Raw genomic sequence first — 20,042 nt, forward strand, 5'->3', positions numbered from 1 at the left:
TTACTGAATAGGTCGGGTGTCGGCGGTCAGCTGCGTGAGCCATCGAGCTGTCAGCCGCGCCGCTTCTCGGGCCTTGGCACCGCTCAGCGCGACGTGATCGGCATTCGTGGTGTCGACGACAAGCGTCGGAAGGTCAACGGGCTTGTGTTCGAGCCGCCTCGCCAGGTCGAACCACCAACCGAACGCGGTCAACCGTGCGGTGGTCAGGCCGGCGCGGTCGGGGATCGTGGCGGCCAGCTCGAGCATGTGGCGCCCGCGCGCGTTCAGCCGGCCCTCATCCAATTCTCGGTCGATGAAGCCGTCGAGGATGACCAGGCCGTGCAGCCGGGTATTTCCTTGCTCCACGAGCCGAGTCGCCGCCGCGTGGGCGATGTTTCCGCCTACCGAGTAGCCGCCGAGGACGAACTCGTCCTGGCCCACCGTGTCGAGGACCGCCTGGACGACGCTGTCGACAGCGACATCGAGCGATGCGGGGAGCGGCTCATCCGGGTCGTATCCGGACAGCGGGATAGCCGAGACACGGCGGCGACCGTCCAGATCGGCGGCGTACTGCGCGTACTGAACGGATCCGCCGAGGAATTCGGGGGAATTGACGAACACCAAGTGCGGCAGGATATCCCCGCCGCTGATTTCGATTCCGCTCGGCATTCCCTCGGCAACCTGATCGAACACCGGACGGAGTTTCGCCGCTGCTCGCAAGAACGCCAGACCGCGCTGGAACTTGTTGCCTGCGACCGCCTGCCGGATGACATCGACAACGGTCTCCGAGGCGGATTCTTCCGCCACGGTCTCCGCCTCCGCCCCGAACAGTTCGCGCAGTATGTGCCGGGCGACGGCGGCCGGTGTCGGATGGTCGAAGATCAGGGTCGCGGACAGTCGCAGTCCCGTGCGGGCATTGAGCCGGTTCCGTGCCTCGACCGCGGCCAGCGAATCGAAGCCCAACTCCCGGAAGTTGCGGTCCGGATCGATCGCGTCGGGACCGTCGTGGCCCAGCACGACCGCCATCTGTTCTCGCACCACGCCCAACAGCGTCGGCAATCGCTCGGCGTCCGCCATCACCGACACTCGCTCCCGCAGAACCGCTCCCGGCTCCCGCGACAGCTCCACCGAACGACGTCGCGCGCTCGGTACCGATCCCCGCAGCAGCGGGATCAATGTCCCGGCCCTGACCTGCGCATCCAGCACCGCGCGATCCAGCGGCGACGCGACCACCGCGGCACGGTCCTGAACGATCGCGGCGTCGAACAGTGCCAATCCCTGCTCGGTCGACATGGGTGCCAACCCACTACGACCCAATCGAGCGGTGTCGGTATCGGCGAGATGTCCGGTCATCCCGGTAGCGGAAGCCCACCGGCCCCACGCGATCGACGTCGCGGCCGAGCCATTCGCACGCCGATGCTCGGCCAACCCGTCCAGGAACACATTCGCGGCCGCGTAGTTGCCCTGCCCCGCCAGTCCCAGTACGCCCGCCACCGACGAATAGAACACGAACATCGGCAAATCCATACGGCTCGTGGCCTCGTGCAGATACCAGGCGGCATCGGCCTTCGCCGCCAGCACCGTGTCCATCCGGTCCGGTGTCAGTGACGCGATCACACCGTCATCGAGCACACCTGCCGCATGCACCACACCCGTCAGCGGGAACTGCTCGGGCACCGCCGCCAGCAACTCGGCCACCCCATCGCGAGTCGCGACATCACAGGCCACAATCCGCGCGTGAGCGCCCAGCTCGCCCAGCTCCGTCGCCAACAGCGCCGCTCCCGGCGCAGCCATGCCACGACGACTCGCCAATACCAGCGACCGCACGCCATGGTTCGTCACCAGATGCCGGGCCAACGCCGCGCCCAAACCGCCGGTGCCACCGGTGACCAACACCGTCCCCGCCGACACCGCGCCACCCGCGTCCGATACCGGCCGCCGCTCGACAGGCAGTCGGGTCAATCGGGCTCCGTGCACGACTCCGGCACGGATCACGGCCCGGGGCTCAGCCGAAACAAGAACCGCCGCAAGCGCTTCGGCGCTCAGCCCGTCGGTGTCGGTGTCGACGAGGACCACACGACCCGGAGCCTCCGACCCAGCCGAACCCACCAGACCCCAGACCGCCGAACCCGCCAGATCGGTGACATCGTGCCCAACGGGGCCGACCGCTCCACGAGTGACCACGACCAGCGTGCTCGCCGCACATCGCGACTCACCCAGCCAGGCCTGCAACACACTCAACATCTCGTGCGTCGCGGTGCGGACACGACTCGGCACACTGTCGTCGGCACCGGCCTCGTCCACGCCTCGATCGAATACGACCACCGCGGGAACGGGTACCGCCGCGTTCTGCACTCGGCGGCCGAAAACATCGGCATCGCTGATGGTTTCGGCATCGACAGGCGCGGTGTCCGGTGTGGTCAGAGGCGTCCACCGGACGCCGTGCAACCCGTCGCGGACCGAGAAGGCCTCCGGCTGCGCGGAAGCCACTTCCCGCACGGTCAAGGATCGCGCCGAGAGCACCATCCGTCCCGCCGCATCGGCGACCCGGAGCGATACCGCATCCGCCTCGCCCGAGACCGGAGTGATGCGTGCCCGCAGCAGTGCGGCTCCGGCCGCGTGCAGCGTCACTCCCTGCCAGCGGACTGGCGACTTCATCTGCCCCGCACCGGGTTCGGCATCGACGAGCTGTCCGTGCAGCACCGACTCCAGCAGGGCGGGATGCACCCCGAACCGTGACGCATCGGTGAGCGTCGGGGGCGCCTCGACCTCTACGAAAAGGTCCGCACCGCACCGCCATACCGACCGCGGACCATCCCCGGGCACGGCGACCGCGCCCGCGGGCGGCCACGCCGCCCACCCCGCGGCCGCGTCCGGCTCACCCTCGAGACCCAGCACACCCTGTGCGTGCGGAACCCACCTGCCGTCGGCGGTCTCGGCTCGGGAATACACCGACACCGACCGGCAGCCGAGTTCGTCGGCGCCTTCCACCACCACCTGCACTTGCGTCCCGACCTCGTCGCGCAGCACAAGTGGATTCAGCAAGGTCAGATCCCGCACCAGTGCACAACCGACTTCCTCGGCCGCACGCAGCACCAACTCCAGGTAAGCGGTCTCCGGGAACAGCACAACCCCGTCCACGGCGCGCTCGGCCAGCCACGGATGGGTCGCCGGGCCGACTCGACCCGTCAGCACGACACCGTCTCCGTCCGGTGACTCCACCACCGCCCCCAGCAAGGGATGCCCCGTTGCCGACAGCCCCAACGACGACGCATCGCCACGAGTCGAGGCTCCGTCCAGCCAATACCTGCGCCGCTGAAACGCGTACGTCGGCAAAGACACCCCGGCCCCGGGAGCAGGTCCCAGCAACGCCTCCCAATCAACCGCCACGCCGGACACTTCCACCTGCGCCGCCGACCGCAGGAAACCGTCCAGGCCGCCATCGTCACGTCGCAGCGAACCGACCACGGTCACGGGATTCGCACCCGCCAGCAGGTCACACGTCTGCTCGATACCGACCGTCAGCAGCGGATGCGGGCTGGCCTCGACGAAGAGGTCGTACCCGTCTTCCAGGAGGGCCTGAACCGCCGGTTGGAAACGCACCGGTTCCCGCAGATTCCGGAACCAGTAATCCGCGTCCAACTCGGCGCCGTCCAGTACGCCGCCGGTCACGCTGGACCAGAACGCCAGGTGCGACGATCCGGGCCGAAGTTCGGCCAGCGCCTTCAGCAGCGGTTCGCGGAGCACGTCGACCTGCGGCGAATGCGAGCCGTAGTCCACCGGGATCCGGCGGGCGTGAATGTCTTCGCGCGCACAAACTTCCAGGAAGGTCTCGAGCTGCGCTGCCGCACCCGACACCACCGTGGCCCGCGGGCCGTTGACCGCGGCCACCGACAATTCGCCGTATCCGGCCAGCAGCGAGGTGACCTGATCGACCGGCAGGGACACCGAGACCATTCCACCCTGCCCGGCCACGGCGTGCAGCGCGGCCGACCGCAGCACCACTACCCGAGCGGCGTCCTCGAGGGACAGGGCCCCGGCGACGCACGCCGCGGCTATCTCGCCTTGTGAATGACCCACGACGGCATCCGGAACGACACCAGCCGAGCGCCACAGCTCGGCCAACGACACCATCACCGCGAAGAGCGCCGGTTGAATCACGTCGACGCGCTCCAGCGACGGCGCTCCGTCCGCACCCGCGAGCACGTCGGACAACGACCAATCCACCAGTGGTGAGAACGCGGCATCACAGTCGGCCATTTTTCGAGCGAACACCGGCGAACAGTCCAGGAGCTGTTTTCCCATGCCCAGCCATTGAGCTCCCTGGCCGGGGAACACCAGCACCGTCTTGCGTTGCGCTCCAACCACACCCGTCACCACGCCGGGCCTCGGCGTCTGCTCCGACAGCGCGGTCAGTCCCGCGAGCAGCTGGTCGCGATCCGCACCGACCACCACCGCGCGGTGGTCGAACCGCGACCGCTGGGACGCCAGCGACCGCGCCACGTCGCGCACGTTCAGCGATGGATCACCGGCCACGAAATCCCGCAGCCGCCGCATCTGTCCCGCCAGTGCCTGCGGTGTCCGGCCCGACACCACCCACGCCGCCGACCCGTCCCCGCCGGCACCGGTCACCGGTTCGGTCGCCGATTCCGGTTCCGGCGCCTGTTCGAGGATCACATGCGCATTCGTGCCACTGACACCGAACGCCGACACCGCGGCCCGGCGCGGCCGATCCACCACCGGCCAATCCCGCGCCGCGGTCAGCAGATCCACATGCCCCGATGACCAATCCACGTGCGTAGACGGCTGATCCACGTGCAACGTCGCGGGCAACACCCCGAAACGCAACGCCTGCACCATCTTGATCAGCCCGGCCATGCCCGCCGCCGCCTGGGTGTGCCCGATATTGGACTTCACCGAACCCAGCCACAGCGGCTCCTGGCCACGATCACGCTGACCGTAAGTCGCCAGCAATGCCTGCGCCTCGATCGGATCACCCAGCGTGGTGCCGGTGCCGTGCGCCTCGACCACATCCACTCCGCCGACCGACAACCCGGCATTCGCCAACGCCCGCCGGATCACCCGCTGCTGCGCGGGCCCGTTCGGTGCGGTCAACCCATTCGAGGCACCGTCCTGATTGACCGCGCTACCCCGCACCACCGCCAGCACCCGGTGCCGGTTGCGGCGCGCGTCCGACAAGCGTTCCAGCACAAGAACACCGACACCCTCACCCCATCCCGTCCCATCGGCCGCCTCCGCGAACGGTTTACACCGGCCATCCGCCGCCAACCCCCGCTGCCGCGAGAACTCCACGAACGACTCCGGTGTCGCCATCACCGCCACCCCACCGGCCAAGGCCAGCGAACATTCCCCCGCACGCAGCGACGACACCGCCTGATGCAATGCCACCAGACTCGACGAACACGCCGTATCCACCGATACGGCGGGTCCTTCCAGTCCCAGCACATACGACACGCGGCCCGACACCACGCTCGACGCCACACCCGTCAACCCGTAACCGCCACCACCGGTATCGGCGCCGGCGCCGTAGCCCTGGTCGATCACACCGACATACACACCGGTATCGCTGCCCCGCAACGTCTCCGGCCGGATCCGGGCATGCTCGAGGGCCTCCCACACGGTTTCCAGCATCAAGCGCTGTTGCGGGTCCATCTCCAGTGCCTCGCGCGGACTGATCCCGAAGAACCCGGCGTCGAACTCGCCCGCGTCGTCGAGGAACCCGCCCTCCCGCACATACGACTTGCCCGCGACACCCGGCTCCGGGGAGTACGAACCCGACAGATCCCAGCCCCGATCGGACGGCCACGCCGACACCGCATCCCGGCCCTCGAGCAGCAGCCGCCACAGGTCATCCGGCGAACCCACCCCGCCCGGAAAACGACACCCCATGCCCACGATCGCTACGGGCTCCGAGTTCAGCTCCGTCAGCTCCCGCAGCTTGGCCCTGGTTTCCTGGAGCTCGGCAGTGACGCGTCGCAGGAGATGTTGCAGCTTCTGCTGGTCAACCATTTCGGAACCCCTATTCCAGACAACTAGAACCCGATCCAGTTGAAGACGTGGGTATACCGAATTCGCCAGCAAAACCGACTACTGACACTTCGTGCAATCGACTGGTGCACAGCACGATTCGAGCCTCTACCATCCACCCACCCCACTCGAACTGACTCGCAGTGCCTGCCAGCTTTTCGCAAGAACATGTTCTAGTCAAGTGATGGACGACGCCAGATGGCCATGGCATGCTGGCGACGAGGGCTCGTCGAGACATCCGGGGGAATCCATGAATACGCATCACACTGGCGAGTGGTCTGCAATTCCCACTCCCACGTCATTGCCCCCGGTGGCGCCCTGCGACTGGACAGAAGCGCTGAACGGCGACGCCGACAATGCCCAGGTAATAGTTCTGGACTGCCGCCGGGATGAATCCGGTGCGCTGCCAACGGATACGCACGCCCTGACCCAGCGGGTGTCGACCGCGTTGCGGACCTGGTCCGGACAACAACGCTTCGATTCCAGCACCTTCCTGGTGCTCACGCGCGGCGCGATCGCGGTTGCGGCCGACGAGGTCGCGCACCCGGCGGCCGCGGCGGTCTGGGACCTGGTGCGGTCGGCTCAATCCGAGCACCCGGGGCGGATCATCCTCGTGGACACCGACTCTCCCGATCCGGGCCTCGGAGAGTTGTCCGGACTCATGGCCATCCGGAATATGACCGTCCTCGCGGTCGCGAGCGCCGAGCCGCAACTCGCCCTACGCGGAAATACCTTGCTCGTACCTCGCAGTGACGGGATCACATACACCCCCGACCGGGCAAGCGCGGCGGCCGAATCCGCTGATTCGTCCATCGTCCGCATGTTCAGACAGGCGATCGCGGACGATAGATTCGCCGACGGCCTGGAGTTCCTGCTCGCAGCCGCGCAGCTGCGTGAGACGTTCGACCACTATTCGGCAGAACTACCGAAGGGCATCGCACTCAGCGGTGGCACGCCCCACAACAGTGGCGGACACGTCCTGCCCCACGTTGTATTGATCTGCACCCCGGCATTCCTCGGCGGTTACATTCAGTACATTCTGCTCGCCGCCCACTTGGGCGGCCATCGCCGCCTCTCCGTCATTCCGCTGTCCGGATACGAGCCGGGTGAGCCGCTGCCCGCTTCGCTCGACGTCGCCATAGACAGCATCGCCGAGTCCGTCCGTGAGACCGTCGGGGACGATGATTACGTCGTGGGCGGTATGTCGGGCGGCGGCAATCTCGCCCACGCCACCGCGGCTCGCCTGCTGGAACAGGGCGATACCCGGCTGCGGGGATTGATCATCTTCGATTCCTTCATCGCTCCGGAGGCGCACCAGCGCCAAATGGGCACCGCGAAAGACGCTGTGGCCGACACCGACGCGATGATCCCCGATCTGGCCGGCTTCACCACCGAACGACTGACCGCGCTGGCGTGCTGGCTCGACCTGCTGATGCAGCATGAGCATCAGCCCCTCGACTGCGAGACGCTCGTGCTCAAATGCACGAAACCCTCGCCGACGCACAACCTCAACGAGTGGCCCGTCGAAACCTGGTCCACCGCACAGACTGTCCGGACCGTGGACGCTCAGCACGTCGAACTGTGCAGCACCGAGGCGCCGATGACCGCGCAGCTGGTCGACCACTGGCTGGGGCAGTTGAGCATTCCCCATGCGTGACCCGAACCCGCGCGCGGCCGAATACGACTACATCGTCGTCGGTGCGGGCAGCGCCGGCGCCGTGGTCGCGGGCCGCCTCGCCGAACGGGGAGCCAGTGTCGTCCTGCTCGAGGCCGGGCGCGGCGACGACACCCGGCTGGTGCGGGTGCCCGGGATGACGTTCGTGGTCCACACCGTCCCGCAGCTGCGCGCCCGCCTGTGCTGGAAGCAGTATTCGGTGCCGCAGAAACACGCTGCGGGACGGCGCATTCCGATGACCCGGGGCAAGGTGCTCGGTGGTTCCAGTTCGGTCAACGGCATGGTGTTCGTGCGCGGCAACCGGGCGAACTACGACGGCTGGGCCGCGCAGGGCTGCGACGGCTGGGGCTACGAGCAGGTGTTGCCGGCGTTCAAGCGCATGGAGACCTGGGAGCGCGGCCCGAGCGCGCTGCGCGGCGGCGACGGGCCGGTCGCGGTCACCGGGGCCATCGACATCAGTGACGCCACCACCGGATTCCTCAGCGCCGCTTCGGAAACGCTCGGCGTGCCGATGATCGAGGACTACAACGGCGCATCCCAGGAAGGGCTGTCGCTGTTCCAGCAGACCACCCGGAACGGCGTGCGCTACAGCTCGTCCCATGCCTACCTGACCGATCGGTCGCGCCTGCGCATCGAAACCGGCGTCCAGGTGTCCCGCGTGGTCGTGGAGCACGGTCGCGCGACCGGAGTGGAGGTGCTCGATCGGTCCGGGCCCCGGATCATCCGGGCGGCACAGGAAGTCGTGCTGTCCGCGGGGGTGATCGGGTCGGCGCAGCTCCTGATGCTGTCCGGCATCGGCCCCGCCGCGCACCTGCGCGAGCACGGCATCGCCGTGCAGGCCGACCTGCCCGTCGGCGACAACCTGCACGACCACCTGTTCGTGCCGCTCACCTACGTCGTGAAGAACTCGCCGCATCGCGGAACGGTCGGGCATTTCCTGGGCGGCATGCTCACCGAGACACGGCGGCCGGGATCGAGCTGGTTCGGGCGCACCTTCCTCGAAGGCGTCGGTTTCGTGCGCACCTCGCGGGCCGAGGCCGTCCCGGACCTCCAAATCCACGCACTGCCCTGGGGTTACGTCGCACCCAACCAGGATCGCGACATCCTGCACCGGGTGGATCCCCGGCCCGCGTTCACCGTCCTGCCGACCATGATCTACCCCCGCAGCCGAGGCACCGTGCGCCTGGCCTCCCGGGATCCGCGGCGGGCCCCGCTGATCGACCCCGCCTACCTGTCCGATCCCGCCGATGCCGAGGTGCTGATGGAAGGGATCGCCATGATGCGCGAGATCATGGCCCATCCGGAGATCGCGCGCGCGAGCCTCGGGGAGCTGCACCCCGGCCCGGACTTCACCGACCCCGTCACGATGCGCCGCGAACTCGGCAACCGGATCCACTCGGTGTATCACCCGGTCGGGACCTGCCGAATGGGAACCGACGAACGCGCCGTGGTGGATCCGCGGCTGCGCGTGCACGGGATCGAAGGCCTGCGCGTCGCCGACACCTCGATCATGCCGGACATCACCGGCGGCAATACCAACGCGCCCGCGTTGCTCATCGGGGAGATGTGCGCGGGGTTCCTCTAGACGAACCACAGTGCGCGGACCGGTTCGGGGCTCGTCCGAAAACCACTGTCCGAGTGGCTCTTCGACTCGGCGGAGTGGGTGGCTGCTCCATGCCTGGATGGCGAGTCCGCCGTCAGCAAACCGACCGTTTCGATTTAGTTTTGACGCCTATGCCCGATTAGACCGCTAGGCGCGGGTTGACGGCTATTGCGCATTCGGTTGCGGTAGTTGCAGATACCGAGGCCGCCGTGACGCGGCGCCACGAGCGGGGAAGTTGCTGAAAGCGGCCGAAATTCGATTGTTCCTGACCCATGACACGCTGGAGGCGTAACGTTTCAGGGCATACGGTGAATATCTAGCTAACCAACTGAATATCTCGCTGACTACATCCGATAGACATGGAGAAGGTGAACGAATGGCCGCCTGGCAAGTGTTCACGGCCACCCTCGCAGCGCTCGCGGTCACGGCAATCGCCATCATGAGCCTGCACCACCCCCACCAGGATCCTGATCGGCTCTCAGTGGATCGGATCCGCGATCGAATCACCAAGGAGCACAACGCCTTGGCGTTGGCTACCACCGCACCATCCTCCTGGTCGCACCTCGCCCCCGATCACCCCCTGGGCGTCCAGGAAGCCCACCGCACCATGCAGCAGCACCGCCGCTGCCCGGTCGCCGAATGTCAGCGCAAAGCCGCGGCATTCCGGGCGCTCATCGACGCCGGCCGGATCAAGCCGACCCGGATGCCGCCCGCGCTCCAATAACTCTCGCCCACAGTGGATTCCGTCCTGCTCGAGTCCTGCCGGGAGCTCAGAGACCGGCGAGGTAACCGGGCGGGACGGCGGCCACCAGCCAGACCCCATTGGCGCTGACCCGGAACTCGTGACCGTCGCGGTGCATCGCGGCGGCGTCCACGGTCAGCACGATGGGTCGGCCTCGACGTGAACCGACCTTGACGGCGGTCTCGGTATCCGCCGACAGATGGACGTCGTGGCGGCGCATGGGCCGCAGGCCCTCGGCGCGAATTCCGGGCAGGGCCGCGGCAACGGTGCCGTGGTAGAGCAGTTCGGGCGGCGTGGTCGCCCGGTACTCCAGGTCGACGTCGACACTGTGCCCCTGACTCGCGCGGATCCGGGTCCCCGTCGCGTCGAATTCGAAGCGGCGCTTGTTGTTCCGTGCCACCACCTCGTCCAGTTCGGGCCGCGTCACGCGGCGGCCGTGCCGGGCCAGTCCCGCCAGCAGCGCGGTGACGTCCACCCAGCCGGCCGAGTCCAGGGTGAGCCCGATCGCCTCGGGGGCGTGCCGCAGATGCCGGGACAGCCGCTTGGAGGTCCGGACGAGCTGTTGCTCGTTCATGCGATAGTCGTTCATGTTCGCGAGTGAAGCAGTCCCGCACGCGAATTCGAAGCGATTTTCGCCGAGACGCTATGCCGCCGGGTCGCTCGACAGCCCGCGCACCAGCATGGCGTACAAGGCGATCACGGCGAACGGCGCGAGGATCGGCACCCAGGTCAGCCCGGCGGGCAGCACGGTCGCCGCCCCGGCCGCCACGGTGAACAGGAGCGCGCCCGCGACCGACGGAATCGTGGTGGGCACCACGCCCGCCGGGGCCGACACGGTGGCGATGTTCAGCAGATAGGTGGTGGCGACCAGCCCGATGCCGCCCGCGACCAGCGCCCCGGTGCCGACCCAGGCCAGCGCCGCCATGGCGGCCAGCACGGCCAGCACCGCGCAGACCCGCCAGCGCCAGCCCGCCGCGGCCAGCACGGCCACCGGCAATGCGGCCCAGGGCAGGATGACGGCCACCGCGCCCGCGAGCAGGACGCCGGACAGTACGGCCAGGAACTTCGTCATCGGCGGACCCTCACGGTGCGGCGGTGTTCGGGCAGCAGCCGCATCACCTGGTCGAGCCGGGTGTCCTCGGGCCAGGGCACGATGTCGACGCCGACGGTGCCCATATCGCGGTACATGGAGGTGCGTTCCAGCTGCCACATGCGGGCGAGCGTATTGTCCAGGCCCTCGCCGAACGGCGGCCCGCGCAGCACGTCGATCACCACCACGACGTGGCCACGTTTGCGCAGATCGATGAGGGCCAGGGCGAATTGGGTGTCGAGCAGGGTCGAGAAGGCGACGATGACCGCGCCGATCGGGACCGCGGAGTGCGGGGCCAGCGAACCCTGCATTTCGATGTGCTCGTCGCCGACATCGAGGACCGCGTCCACGATGCGATAGAACTGACGGCGGCCGATATCGGGTCGCAGCCAGCGCGGGCTGCGGCCCAGGCACACCACCGCGGTGCGGTCACCGGCCTGCAGCGCGGACTGCGCCACCTGGGCGGCGCCGCGCACCGACAGCTCCAGCGACTCCGAGGCGGGGCCGGGGGCCTGCATCGAGGTGTCCACCAGAACCACCACGTCCGCGGCCCGGTTGGTGAAGCGTTCGGTCACGAACAGCTGCCCGCGGCGCGCGCTCACCGGCCAGTTGACGGTGCGCAGCTGGTCGCCCGGGGTGTAGGCCCGGATGTCGGCGTACTCCACGCCGGGGCCGTGCCGCCGGGTCAGGTGCGAGCCCATGCGTTCGGGAAGTTCGGTGCGCGGCAACCGCATCCGCTGCGGGTCGGTGATCGGGTAGATGTACAGCTCCCCCGCGGGCAGCCGCACCGAGGCCACCGCCAGTCCGGCGGGGCTGAGCGCGGTGATCCGCATGGGCACCGGGTACCGGCCCCAGCGCGCCGCCGACAGCGCCAGCCGCAGCCCGGCCGGGGAGACGCCGGAGTCGACCGTCTCCTCGACGTGGATCTCCATGTCCGGCAGGGGTTCCGGATGCAGCCGCAGCAGCGCGTGGCCGCTCTCCACGAAGGCGGCGGCGGTCAGCACCACCTCCTCGGTCTCGAAGCAGCGCAACACCCCGGACCCGTCGATCTGAATCCGGGTGCGCGACTGCTGCAAGGGCGCGGAGGCCAGCACCCCGAGCATGGGCGCGGCGAACACCACCAGCTGCCATCTGCCCAGGATCACCGCCAGCACCAGCGCGAGCGCCGACACCGCGGCGAGCATGAACACCAACGGCGCGGGCCGCCAGCGCAGTTCGGCCTCGACGGAGGCGGTGGTGTCGCGATGCTTCATGCGTGCCTCAAGCGGTGGTGGCGCGCGGGACGGGCAGGCGGCGCAGCAGTTCGGAGATGACGTCCTCGCCGCGGATGCGGCGCACCCACATCTCGGGGCGCAGCGTGATGCGGTGCGCCATGGCGGGAATGGCCAGCGCCTTCACGTCCTCGGGGACCACGTAGTCGCGGCCGTTCAGCAGGGCGCGGGCGCGCGCCATCTGCACCAGGTCGAGTTCGGCGCGCGGGCTGGCGCCGACCTCCACCTGCGGGTGGCCGCGGGTGGCGGAGGCGAGCGAGACCACGTAGCCGACCACATCGGGGTGCACGGTCACGAACTCGACGGACTGCCGCATCTCGAGCAGGCCCTCGGCGTCCACCACCTGCCCGATCTGGGCGGGCTGCGCGCCACGTTCCAGGCGGCGGCGGATCATGTTCATCTCGTCGTTCTCCGACAGGTACCCGAGCCGCAGCTGCATGGCGAAGCGGTCGAGCTGGGCCTCGGGCAGCGGGTAGGTGCCCTCGTACTCGATCGGGTTGTCGGTGGCGAAGACGATGAAAGGCTGTGGCAGCGGGAAGGTCTCACCGTCGATCGAGACCTGGCCCTCCGCCATGGCCTCCAGCAGGGCGGCCTGGGTCTTGGGCGGGGTGCGGTTGACCTCGTCGGCCAGCAGCATATTGGTGAACACCGGACCGCGCCGGAAACTGAAACGGCCCGAATGCATGTCGTAGATGGTGGAGCCGATCAGGTCGGCGGGCAGCAGGTCCGGGGTGAACTGCACGCGGGTGAAGTTCAGCCCGAGCGCGGCCGCGAAGGAGCGCGCGATCAGGGTCTTGCCCAGGCCGGGCAGATCCTCGATCAGGATATGGCCGCCGGACAGCACCGCGATCATGATCAGCTGCAGCTCGTCCCGCTTGCCGACCACGACCCGGGATACTTCGCGCAGTACGGCGTCGGTGCGCTTGATGGTCACGTCCATCGGTGATGTCATGGCAACTCTCGCATCTCATCTCACATGTCTTGTAGCCGACGCAGGATCTCGTCGAGGGCTTCACGGCCGGGTGCGCGATTGACCTCGTCGCGCAGCGCCGAGTTGGCGGGGTCCACCCACCGCCACAGTTCGGGGCCGAACTGCAGCTGCCCCGCCACCTCGAGGGCCCGGCGGTTCTTGTTCATCCGATGCCCGCTGGTCAGCTCGAATTCCTTGGCCAGCAGCGGCCGCAGGTGCCGGTCCCAATCGGCGCGGGTGCCCTCGGACCGGTCGGCCAGCATCGTGGCGCGCGCCTGCCAGCGGCGCAGCATCTCGACGGGGCCGTTGTCGATGTCGTTGTCCTCCTCGACGGGGGCCAGCCGCCGCGACCGCTCGACCAGCGTCCACACCAGCAGTCCGAGTGCGCCCGCCACCGGAATGCCGGTCAGCAGCGGCAGCAGTTCGCGCTGATTGCCGAGCGCGACGAACTCGAACAACACCACCAGCACCACCGCGCCGGTCACGATCGCGCCCCGATTCATGGCCGATCCCCCGTTCGGCCCACCCAGATCTCGCCCGCCACAACAGCTTTCATGCGGCCAGCCCCTGAAGATCTGCCAATACGATACGCAGCAGCTGCTCGGCCCGCATTCGCTGCCACTCCAGCATGGAGTGCGGACTGAACCGCGCCTCCTCGAACAGCGACACCAGTTCCCGCGCCGACGCGTCGTGCAGGAAGCCGCGGTCGAAGGCCCGCGCCAGCACCTCGGAGGGGGTGTCGGAGGCCAGCGGCGCGACCTCCCGCGCCTGCGCCAGACCGCTTTCCATGGCCACGTAGCAGGCGATGATGGCGGTACGCGGATCCTGTCCGGGCGCGATCATGGCGGCCAGGCCCATCTCGGCCACCTTGGCCAGCGAGACCGCCTCGGTGGGGCTGGGCTGTGGCAGCGGGGTACGGGTCAGGGCGGGTCGGCGGTTCGAGTTGACCGCCACCACGACCAGGCCGGTCATGGCGATCAGCACCAGCACGGTGGCGGTGATGCCGACCAGCAGCAGTGCGGTGCCGCTCAGCGTCGGCTCCGGCACCGAGTCCATCGGGGGCGCGGTGGTTTCCAGCGGTTCCGTGGCGCCGGGCGTCGCGGTGGGCTGGGTGCCGCTCTCGCCGTGCCGTGCGGGGGTCACCAGGTAGATCGACAGCACCGCGGTCACGATCAGCGCCAGCGCCGCGGCGCCGACCACCACCAGCAGCCCGAGCCGCCGCAGTCCCGGGACGCGCACCAGGTTCTCGCGATCGGGTTCGGGCATGGCGAGCGGCAGCCGGTGCCGGCTGTTGATCACACCCGCCACCAGGATCACCATCGAGACCAGCAGCAGCACCGGCATCAATGCCAGGGACACCGCCGACGACGGATGCGGCGCCGCAGGTCCTCCGGTTCCCGGAACGTACCCGCGCAGTGCGACGACAGCCAGCACGACGAGACCGATCAGTGCGATCGTCCGCGTTGCCACCGTCCCCACCCCAGTCACGACCACTCCTAACCAGAGTCCAGCAGAAACAGGCACATAGTTACATGCCAAGCGGTTCGTCAGGACCAAAATCGGGAAGCTGGAATCACATACCCGCCGCACATAAATCCCCCACCTGCGCGGCGATCGTCACCAGCCCCGAAAACCCAGGTCATCCCGCCCGCGCCGGGCAGTCGACGCGCAACCCCACTTATCACCATCGGTGGTGGATCGCGGGCGCGACGGACCGCCCGTCGAGTCGAACGGGCGGTGCCGGAGCGGGACCGGGAGTGCCGGAATCGACCGCGGTCAGGCCGTGCGGCGCACCCGGGCGCGCAGGCGCGTCAGCGGCGACGGCTGCGGCAGGGCGCGGGCCGGTTCGGCCACGTCCCGGATCGCCGTCGGACCCGGGTAGGAGCTCCCGGCCGGGGCGCCGACCGCACCGGCGGCCGTCCGCGGCTCCACCAGGCGGCCCAGGGCGCGGAAGTCCCAGCCCGCGGCCAGCCACGGCTCCGGGTCCAGGGTGTTGCGGGCGTCGATGATCACGCGCCCGCGCGCGACGGTACGCAGGAAACCGGGGTCCAGCTCCCGGAATTCCCGCCACTCGGTCAGGTGCAGCACCACGTCCGCCTCGTGCAGGGCCGCGGCCGGGGTGGCCGCGAACACCAGCTGCGGCGCCACCGCGCGCGCCGGACCCGTCGCGGCCGGATCGAAGACGGTCACCTCGACGCCCGCCGCGTGCAGCCGCCGCGCCACATCCAGGGCAGGCGAGTCGCGCACATCGTCGGAGAGCGGCTTGAAGGCCGCGCCCAGGATGCCCACCCGGCCGACCGGCCGGTGCTCGCCGCCGAGCAGTTCGAGGGTCTCGCGCACCACCCGCTCGCGGCGGCGCAGGTTCACCGCGTCGACGTCGCGCAGGAACGCCACCGACTCGCCCGCGCCGAGTTCGGTCGCGCGGGCGATCAGGGCGCGCACATCCTTCGGCAGGCAGCCGCCGCCGTAGCCGAGACCGGCGCCCAGAAACTTGCGGCCGATCCGGTCGTCGTGGCCCAGGGCGTCGGCCAGCAGGGTCACGTCCGCGCCGGTCAGGTCACACAGCTCGGCCATGGCGTTGATGAACGAGATCTTGGTCGCCAGAAAGGCGTTCGCGGACACCTTGATCAGTTCCGCGGTGGGCAGGTTGGTGATCACCACCGGCGATCCCCCGGCGATGGGGGTGGCGTAGACCTGCCGCAGCGCCCATTCGGCGTCCGGGGTGGTCACGCCGAACACCAGCCGGTTCGGGTGCAGGGTGTCGTGGACGGCGTGCCCCTCGCGCAGGAACTCCGGGTTCCAGGCCAGATCCACCGAGATGCCCTCGGGGGCCAGCTCGGCGATGCGCGCGGTGAGCGCCTCGGCGGTGCCCACCGGCACCGTGGACTTGCCGACGATCAGGCAGTTGCGGGTCAGGTGCGGCACCAGGCCGTCCAGCGCGCTGTAGAGCTGCGACAGGTCCGCGGCCCCGTTCACGCCGGGCGGCGTTCCGACACAGAGGAAGTGGACGTCGGCGAACTCGGCGGCCGCGACCAGCGAGGTGCCGAAGCGCAGGCGGCCGTCGGCCACGTGCCCGGCCAGCAGGTCCGGCAGGCCGGGTTCGTGGAAGGGCACCCGCCCGGCCGACAGCGCCGCGGCCTTGGCCGGGTCGTTGTCCACCCCGAGCACGTCGAATCCGAGTTCGGCCATGCCCGCGGCGTGGGTGGCGCCCAGGTAGCCGGTGCCGATGACGGAGATGCGCAGCATCAGGATGCCTCCTTGGCAGCCGGGACCTCGCCCGGCACCGGGTCGGACCGCAGCGCCGAATCGGGCTGCGCGCGTTCCGCGATCACCTCGCGGTAATGGCGGATGAGCAGGTCGTTGACCGCGGCCCAGGAGCGGTCGCGCACGCTGCGCACCGCGGTGGCCGCGGTCTGCTCGCGCAGCAGGTCGTCCTCGACCAGGCGGCGCACCAGCGCGGTCATGGCGTCGGCGTCGCCGGGCGGGTAGAGGAATCCGGCGCCGGGCGTGATCACGTCGATCGGGCCGCCGGACTTGGGCGCGACCACCGGCACCCCGGAGGCCAGGGCCTCCTGCGCTGCCTGGCAATAGGTTTCGTGGCGACCGGTGTGCACGAAGACGTCCAGCGAGGCGTACGCGGCCGCGAGTTCCTCACCGTGCAGGACGCCGAGGAACTCCGCGTCCGGCAGCAGCTTGCGCAGCCGCTTCTCCTCCGGGCCGCCGCCGACGATGACGAGCCGCACCCCAGGCAGCGGGCGCAGTGCGGCCAGCAGCTCGAGTTCCTTCTCCGGCGCGAGCCGCCCGATATAACCGACCAGGGCTTCACCATTGGGGGCCAGGCGCTTTCGCAGCTCTTCCGAGCGACAGAAGGGCCCGAACTGCTGCAGGTCCACGCCGCGCGGCCAGCGACCCAGCCCCGGGATGCCCATCAGCTCCAGCTGGCGCAGGCTGGCGGTGGAGGGCGCGAGGGTGCGGTCCACCCGCAGGTGGATGCGGCGGGTCAGGGCGGTCATGGCGCGTACGCCGCCGGGCAGGTCGTAGCGCAGCGCGAAACCCACCAGATCGGTCTGATAGATGGCGACCGTCGGAATCCCGAGTTCGCCCGCGACCTTGGCCGCCTGATAACCCAGCGTGGCCGGGGAGGCGATGTGCACGACGTCGGGCCGGAATTCGCGCATGATCTTGCGCAGCCGCCGGCGGGTCTCGAGCCCGATCCGGAAGTCCCGATAGAACGGCAGCCGGGCTCCGCGCACCAGGTGTACGCGGAACCCGGCGTATTTCGCCGGCCCGGTCGGGGCCACCAGTGTGGCTTCGTGCCCCTTGGCGGCCAGGTGATCCAGCACCCGCCGCACGGAGTTGGTCACGCCGTTGACCTGGGGAAGGAAGGACTCGGCGACGACCAACACCCGCAGGCGGGCACTGTTCCGGAGATGGGGGCTATTACTCGGTCTGCTCGGGTTCCGCGGCGCGGAATCCCTTGCCTGCTCGCGGATTCGCATCGGTCCCCTCCGGTTCGGTGCAGCTCCTGACGCCACGGTAGGAAGCGGCCCGAAACCCGAGCCCCCCTCCGCATGGCCGGGACGTGAACCGTGCGCGTCGATCTCCCCGGCCAGTTCACCGGGGCTTCGCCGAACGGCTATCGAGCCTCGAGATTGGCCGGTTCCCGCAGCTCGCCGAGGCGGCTGAGGGTGCGATAGAGATCGGGGACGCGGCGCACCTCACCGCCGAGTTCGGCCAGCGGGACCTCGGCGTAGACCGACAGTTCGAGGTCCGCGTCGTAGAGCACGTCGACCAGGTTCACGAAGCGCATCACCCAGTCCGGTGGGACCGTTCCCAGCGGCGGGACGTCGCACACCACCCAGGTGCGGAGGTCGGCGGTGAGTTCGAGGAAATCGGCCGCCGACACCGGGATGCCGCACAGTTCCGCGAATTCGACGGTGATCACGCCGTTTCGGATCGTGCGGGCGTGCAGCTGCCGGTGGGCGACCGGAAGGTCGACGGCCCCGGTCTCGGGGCAGGCGCCGACCACGTAGTGCCCGGCCGCGAATCCGGTGTGCCGCCCGCCGAGCGTGCGGTAGTCCGTCGGCCCGTTCACCGACACCACGTCGAGGTGCTCGAGGATGTGGTCGATGGTCGGCGCGAACATGGCGTGCAGGTAGGGATTGGGCAGCAGGTCCTGCGGCGGGTAGTTCGAGGTCACCACCAGCGTGATGCGCCGGGCGAACAGGGTGTCCAGCAGCCGGGCCACCAGGCGGGCGTCGCCCGAGTCGTGGACGTGGAATTCGTCGAAGCAGATCAGCTCGGCATCGCCCAGCAGCGCGGCCGCCGAGGCGTCGATGCCGCCGTACTCGTGAATGCCCGCGTTCAGCCGCGCGAAGAAGGCGTGGAAGTGGTAGCGCCGCTTGCGCGCCGTGGGGACCGATTCGAAGAAGCGGTTCATCAGCATGGTCTTGCCGCGGCCGGGCCCGCCGTACAGGTAGAGCCCGCGCGGCCGCCGCCACCGCTTGCCCACCCGGGCGGCGATGGCGTCGAGTCGGTCGGCGGCCGACCGCTGGTCGGCGTCGAGCACGATCTCCGTGGTTTCCATTGCGACCTCCCTGCTTCCTCTACCGCTGTAGAGCCTCCTCTATAGTTGTAGAGGATCGCGAAGCCGCAGAGGAGCCAAGGTGACCACTCCCACAACCGATCGGCGCAGTCTCATCGTGGACAGCGCCATAGATCTCATTGCCGCGCAAGGACTCCGGGCCCTCACCCATCGGGCCCTCGACACCGCGCTGGAACTCCCCGCAGGCTCGACGTCGTATTACTTCCGCACCAAACGCGCGCTCATCGAGGCCGTCGTGGACCGCATCACCACCCGCTCCCGCACCGATTTCACGGCCGGACAGGGCGGTCTGATCACGCCCGCGGCCCTGCCCGGCACGCGCGAGGACATCGACCTGGACGCGCTCGCGACCGGCATCGCGGGCTGGCTGGATCATCTACTGGCACATCGCCGCAACCATCTCATCGCGCGGCAGGCGCTCATTCTCGAACTGCTCGGCGACGCCGAACTGCGGCCGCGACTGGTGCGCAGCCTCTTCTCCCACCAACACGCCACCGGCCTGTTCGAAACCCTGGGCGCGGCCGAACCCGCCACCGCCGCAGCAGATTTCATCGCGGTCATCGAGGGCCTGGTCTTCGACCGCTTCGCCGGCGCCCGCACCGACCTCACGCCGGGCACCCCGGCGAGCGTCGCACAGCTGAAAGGCGTACTCGCCGTTCAGCTCAGAGGTGCTTCGTCACCGTGATCCGGGTGTCCGGCCACGGCGGCCGCTTGATCAAGGCCGCGGTCGCGAATGTCGCCGCGATCAACCCGGTGAGCACGCCGAGCAGCGCGACCCGCTCACCATTGGCGGTGCACACCCACTCGACGTTTCCGCCGCTGACCACGAACATGCCGCGCGCCCGCGGACCGAACAGCCCGGGCTCGGTCACGGTGATGACCGTTGTCCCGTCCGAGGTCTCGTACGGTTCCCCGAACACCGGCGCGCCGCGCAGCGGCGACAGCTCGTGCAGACGGTCTCGCACGGTCATGACGACCCCTTCCCCACAGCAGAATCCCGTCCCAATGTACGCCCCGAAAGCAGAAGTCCACCGGCGTGATTCACGCCGGTGGACGTCT

Annotated in this window: 15 protein-coding genes; 4 read left to right on the plus strand and 11 right to left on the minus strand. The window is 69.2% G+C overall.

The window, feature by feature from the left end; translation table 11 throughout:
* Entirely contained in the window at positions 1 to 6,009 is a 6,009-nt protein-coding gene (locus ACFV4K_RS14155) for an SDR family NAD(P)-dependent oxidoreductase (RefSeq protein WP_379274941.1), read from the minus strand.
* A 202-nt stretch (positions 6,010 to 6,211) separates the two neighbouring features.
* Here ACFV4K_RS14155 and ACFV4K_RS14160 point away from each other — a divergent pair, with 202 nt between their 5' ends.
* From ACFV4K_RS14160 to ACFV4K_RS14170, 3 genes are all read left to right on the plus strand, one after another.
* Positions 6,212 to 7,684 (plus strand): thioesterase domain-containing protein, encoded by a 1,473-nt coding sequence (locus tag ACFV4K_RS14160; RefSeq protein WP_379274972.1) that lies wholly within the window; start codon positions 6,212 to 6,214, stop codon positions 7,682 to 7,684.
* Positions 7,677 to 9,287, plus strand: a complete 1,611-nt coding sequence (locus ACFV4K_RS14165; RefSeq protein WP_379274943.1) for a GMC family oxidoreductase — start codon at positions 7,677 to 7,679, stop codon at positions 9,285 to 9,287. Before ACFV4K_RS14160 ends, ACFV4K_RS14165 begins: the two co-directional genes overlap by 8 nt.
* 394 nt (positions 9,288 to 9,681) lie before the next feature.
* Positions 9,682 to 10,029, plus strand: a complete 348-nt coding sequence (locus ACFV4K_RS14170; protein ID WP_379274945.1) for a hypothetical protein — start codon at positions 9,682 to 9,684, stop codon at positions 10,027 to 10,029.
* 46 nt (positions 10,030 to 10,075) lie between these two features.
* On the opposite strand, the gene ACFV4K_RS14175 is transcribed toward ACFV4K_RS14170, so the two are convergent.
* The 9 genes from ACFV4K_RS14175 to zapE all read right to left on the minus strand — a co-directional run bounded on the left by ACFV4K_RS14175 (position 10,076) and on the right by zapE (position 18,965).
* Positions 10,076 to 10,636, minus strand: coding sequence for an RNA 2'-phosphotransferase (locus tag ACFV4K_RS14175; protein WP_379274947.1), 561 nt, complete (start codon positions 10,634 to 10,636; stop codon positions 10,076 to 10,078).
* A 54-nt stretch (positions 10,637 to 10,690) separates the two neighbouring features.
* Positions 10,691 to 11,119 (minus strand): hypothetical protein, encoded by a 429-nt coding sequence (locus ACFV4K_RS14180; RefSeq protein WP_379274948.1) that lies wholly within the window; start codon positions 11,117 to 11,119, stop codon positions 10,691 to 10,693.
* Positions 11,116 to 12,390 (minus strand): DUF58 domain-containing protein, encoded by a 1,275-nt coding sequence (locus tag ACFV4K_RS14185; protein ID WP_379274950.1) that lies wholly within the window; start codon positions 12,388 to 12,390, stop codon positions 11,116 to 11,118. The genes ACFV4K_RS14180 and ACFV4K_RS14185 overlap by 4 nt, the downstream gene beginning before the upstream one ends.
* Before the next feature lie 7 nt (positions 12,391 to 12,397).
* On the minus strand, positions 12,398 to 13,360 hold the full coding sequence (locus ACFV4K_RS14190) for an AAA family ATPase (RefSeq protein ID WP_379274952.1): 963 nt from the start codon (positions 13,358 to 13,360) through the stop codon (positions 12,398 to 12,400).
* A 20-nt stretch (positions 13,361 to 13,380) separates the two neighbouring features.
* Positions 13,381 to 13,881: a hypothetical protein gene (locus ACFV4K_RS14195; protein WP_357275810.1), complete on the minus strand. Its 501-nt coding sequence runs from the start codon at positions 13,879 to 13,881 to the stop codon at positions 13,381 to 13,383.
* A gap of 49 nt (positions 13,882 to 13,930) precedes the next feature.
* The gene (locus ACFV4K_RS14200) at positions 13,931 to 14,848 is read right to left on the minus strand and encodes a DUF4129 domain-containing protein (RefSeq protein ID WP_379274954.1); all 918 of its coding nucleotides are present in this window, start codon (positions 14,846 to 14,848) and stop codon (positions 13,931 to 13,933) included.
* 306 nt (positions 14,849 to 15,154) lie between these two features.
* Positions 15,155 to 16,621 (minus strand): UDP-glucose dehydrogenase family protein, encoded by a 1,467-nt coding sequence (locus tag ACFV4K_RS14205; RefSeq protein WP_379274974.1) that lies wholly within the window; start codon positions 16,619 to 16,621, stop codon positions 15,155 to 15,157.
* 2 nt (positions 16,622 to 16,623) lie between these two features.
* Positions 16,624 to 17,742, minus strand: coding sequence for a glycosyltransferase family 4 protein (locus tag ACFV4K_RS14210; RefSeq protein WP_379274956.1), 1,119 nt, complete (start codon positions 17,740 to 17,742; stop codon positions 16,624 to 16,626).
* 272 nt (positions 17,743 to 18,014) lie between these two features.
* On the minus strand, positions 18,015 to 18,965 hold the full coding sequence (zapE, locus tag ACFV4K_RS14215; protein WP_379274958.1) for a cell division protein ZapE: 951 nt from the start codon (positions 18,963 to 18,965) through the stop codon (positions 18,015 to 18,017).
* 79 nt (positions 18,966 to 19,044) lie between these two features.
* Between zapE and ACFV4K_RS14220 the strand changes: the two genes are divergently transcribed.
* A complete protein-coding gene (locus tag ACFV4K_RS14220; protein ID WP_379274959.1) occupies positions 19,045 to 19,668 on the plus strand; it encodes a TetR/AcrR family transcriptional regulator in 624 nt (207 codons plus the stop codon).
* Here the strand turns inward: ACFV4K_RS14220 and ACFV4K_RS14225 are convergent.
* Entirely contained in the window at positions 19,646 to 19,954 is a 309-nt protein-coding gene (locus ACFV4K_RS14225) for a hypothetical protein (RefSeq protein ID WP_379274961.1), read from the minus strand. The genes ACFV4K_RS14220 and ACFV4K_RS14225 overlap by 23 nt on opposite strands.
* Between the last annotated feature and the right edge of the window lie 88 nt (positions 19,955 to 20,042).

Origin of the sequence: Nocardia sp. NPDC059764, assembly GCF_042732555.1 — a bacterium.
Classification (GTDB): domain Bacteria; phylum Actinomycetota; class Actinomycetes; order Mycobacteriales; family Mycobacteriaceae; genus Nocardia.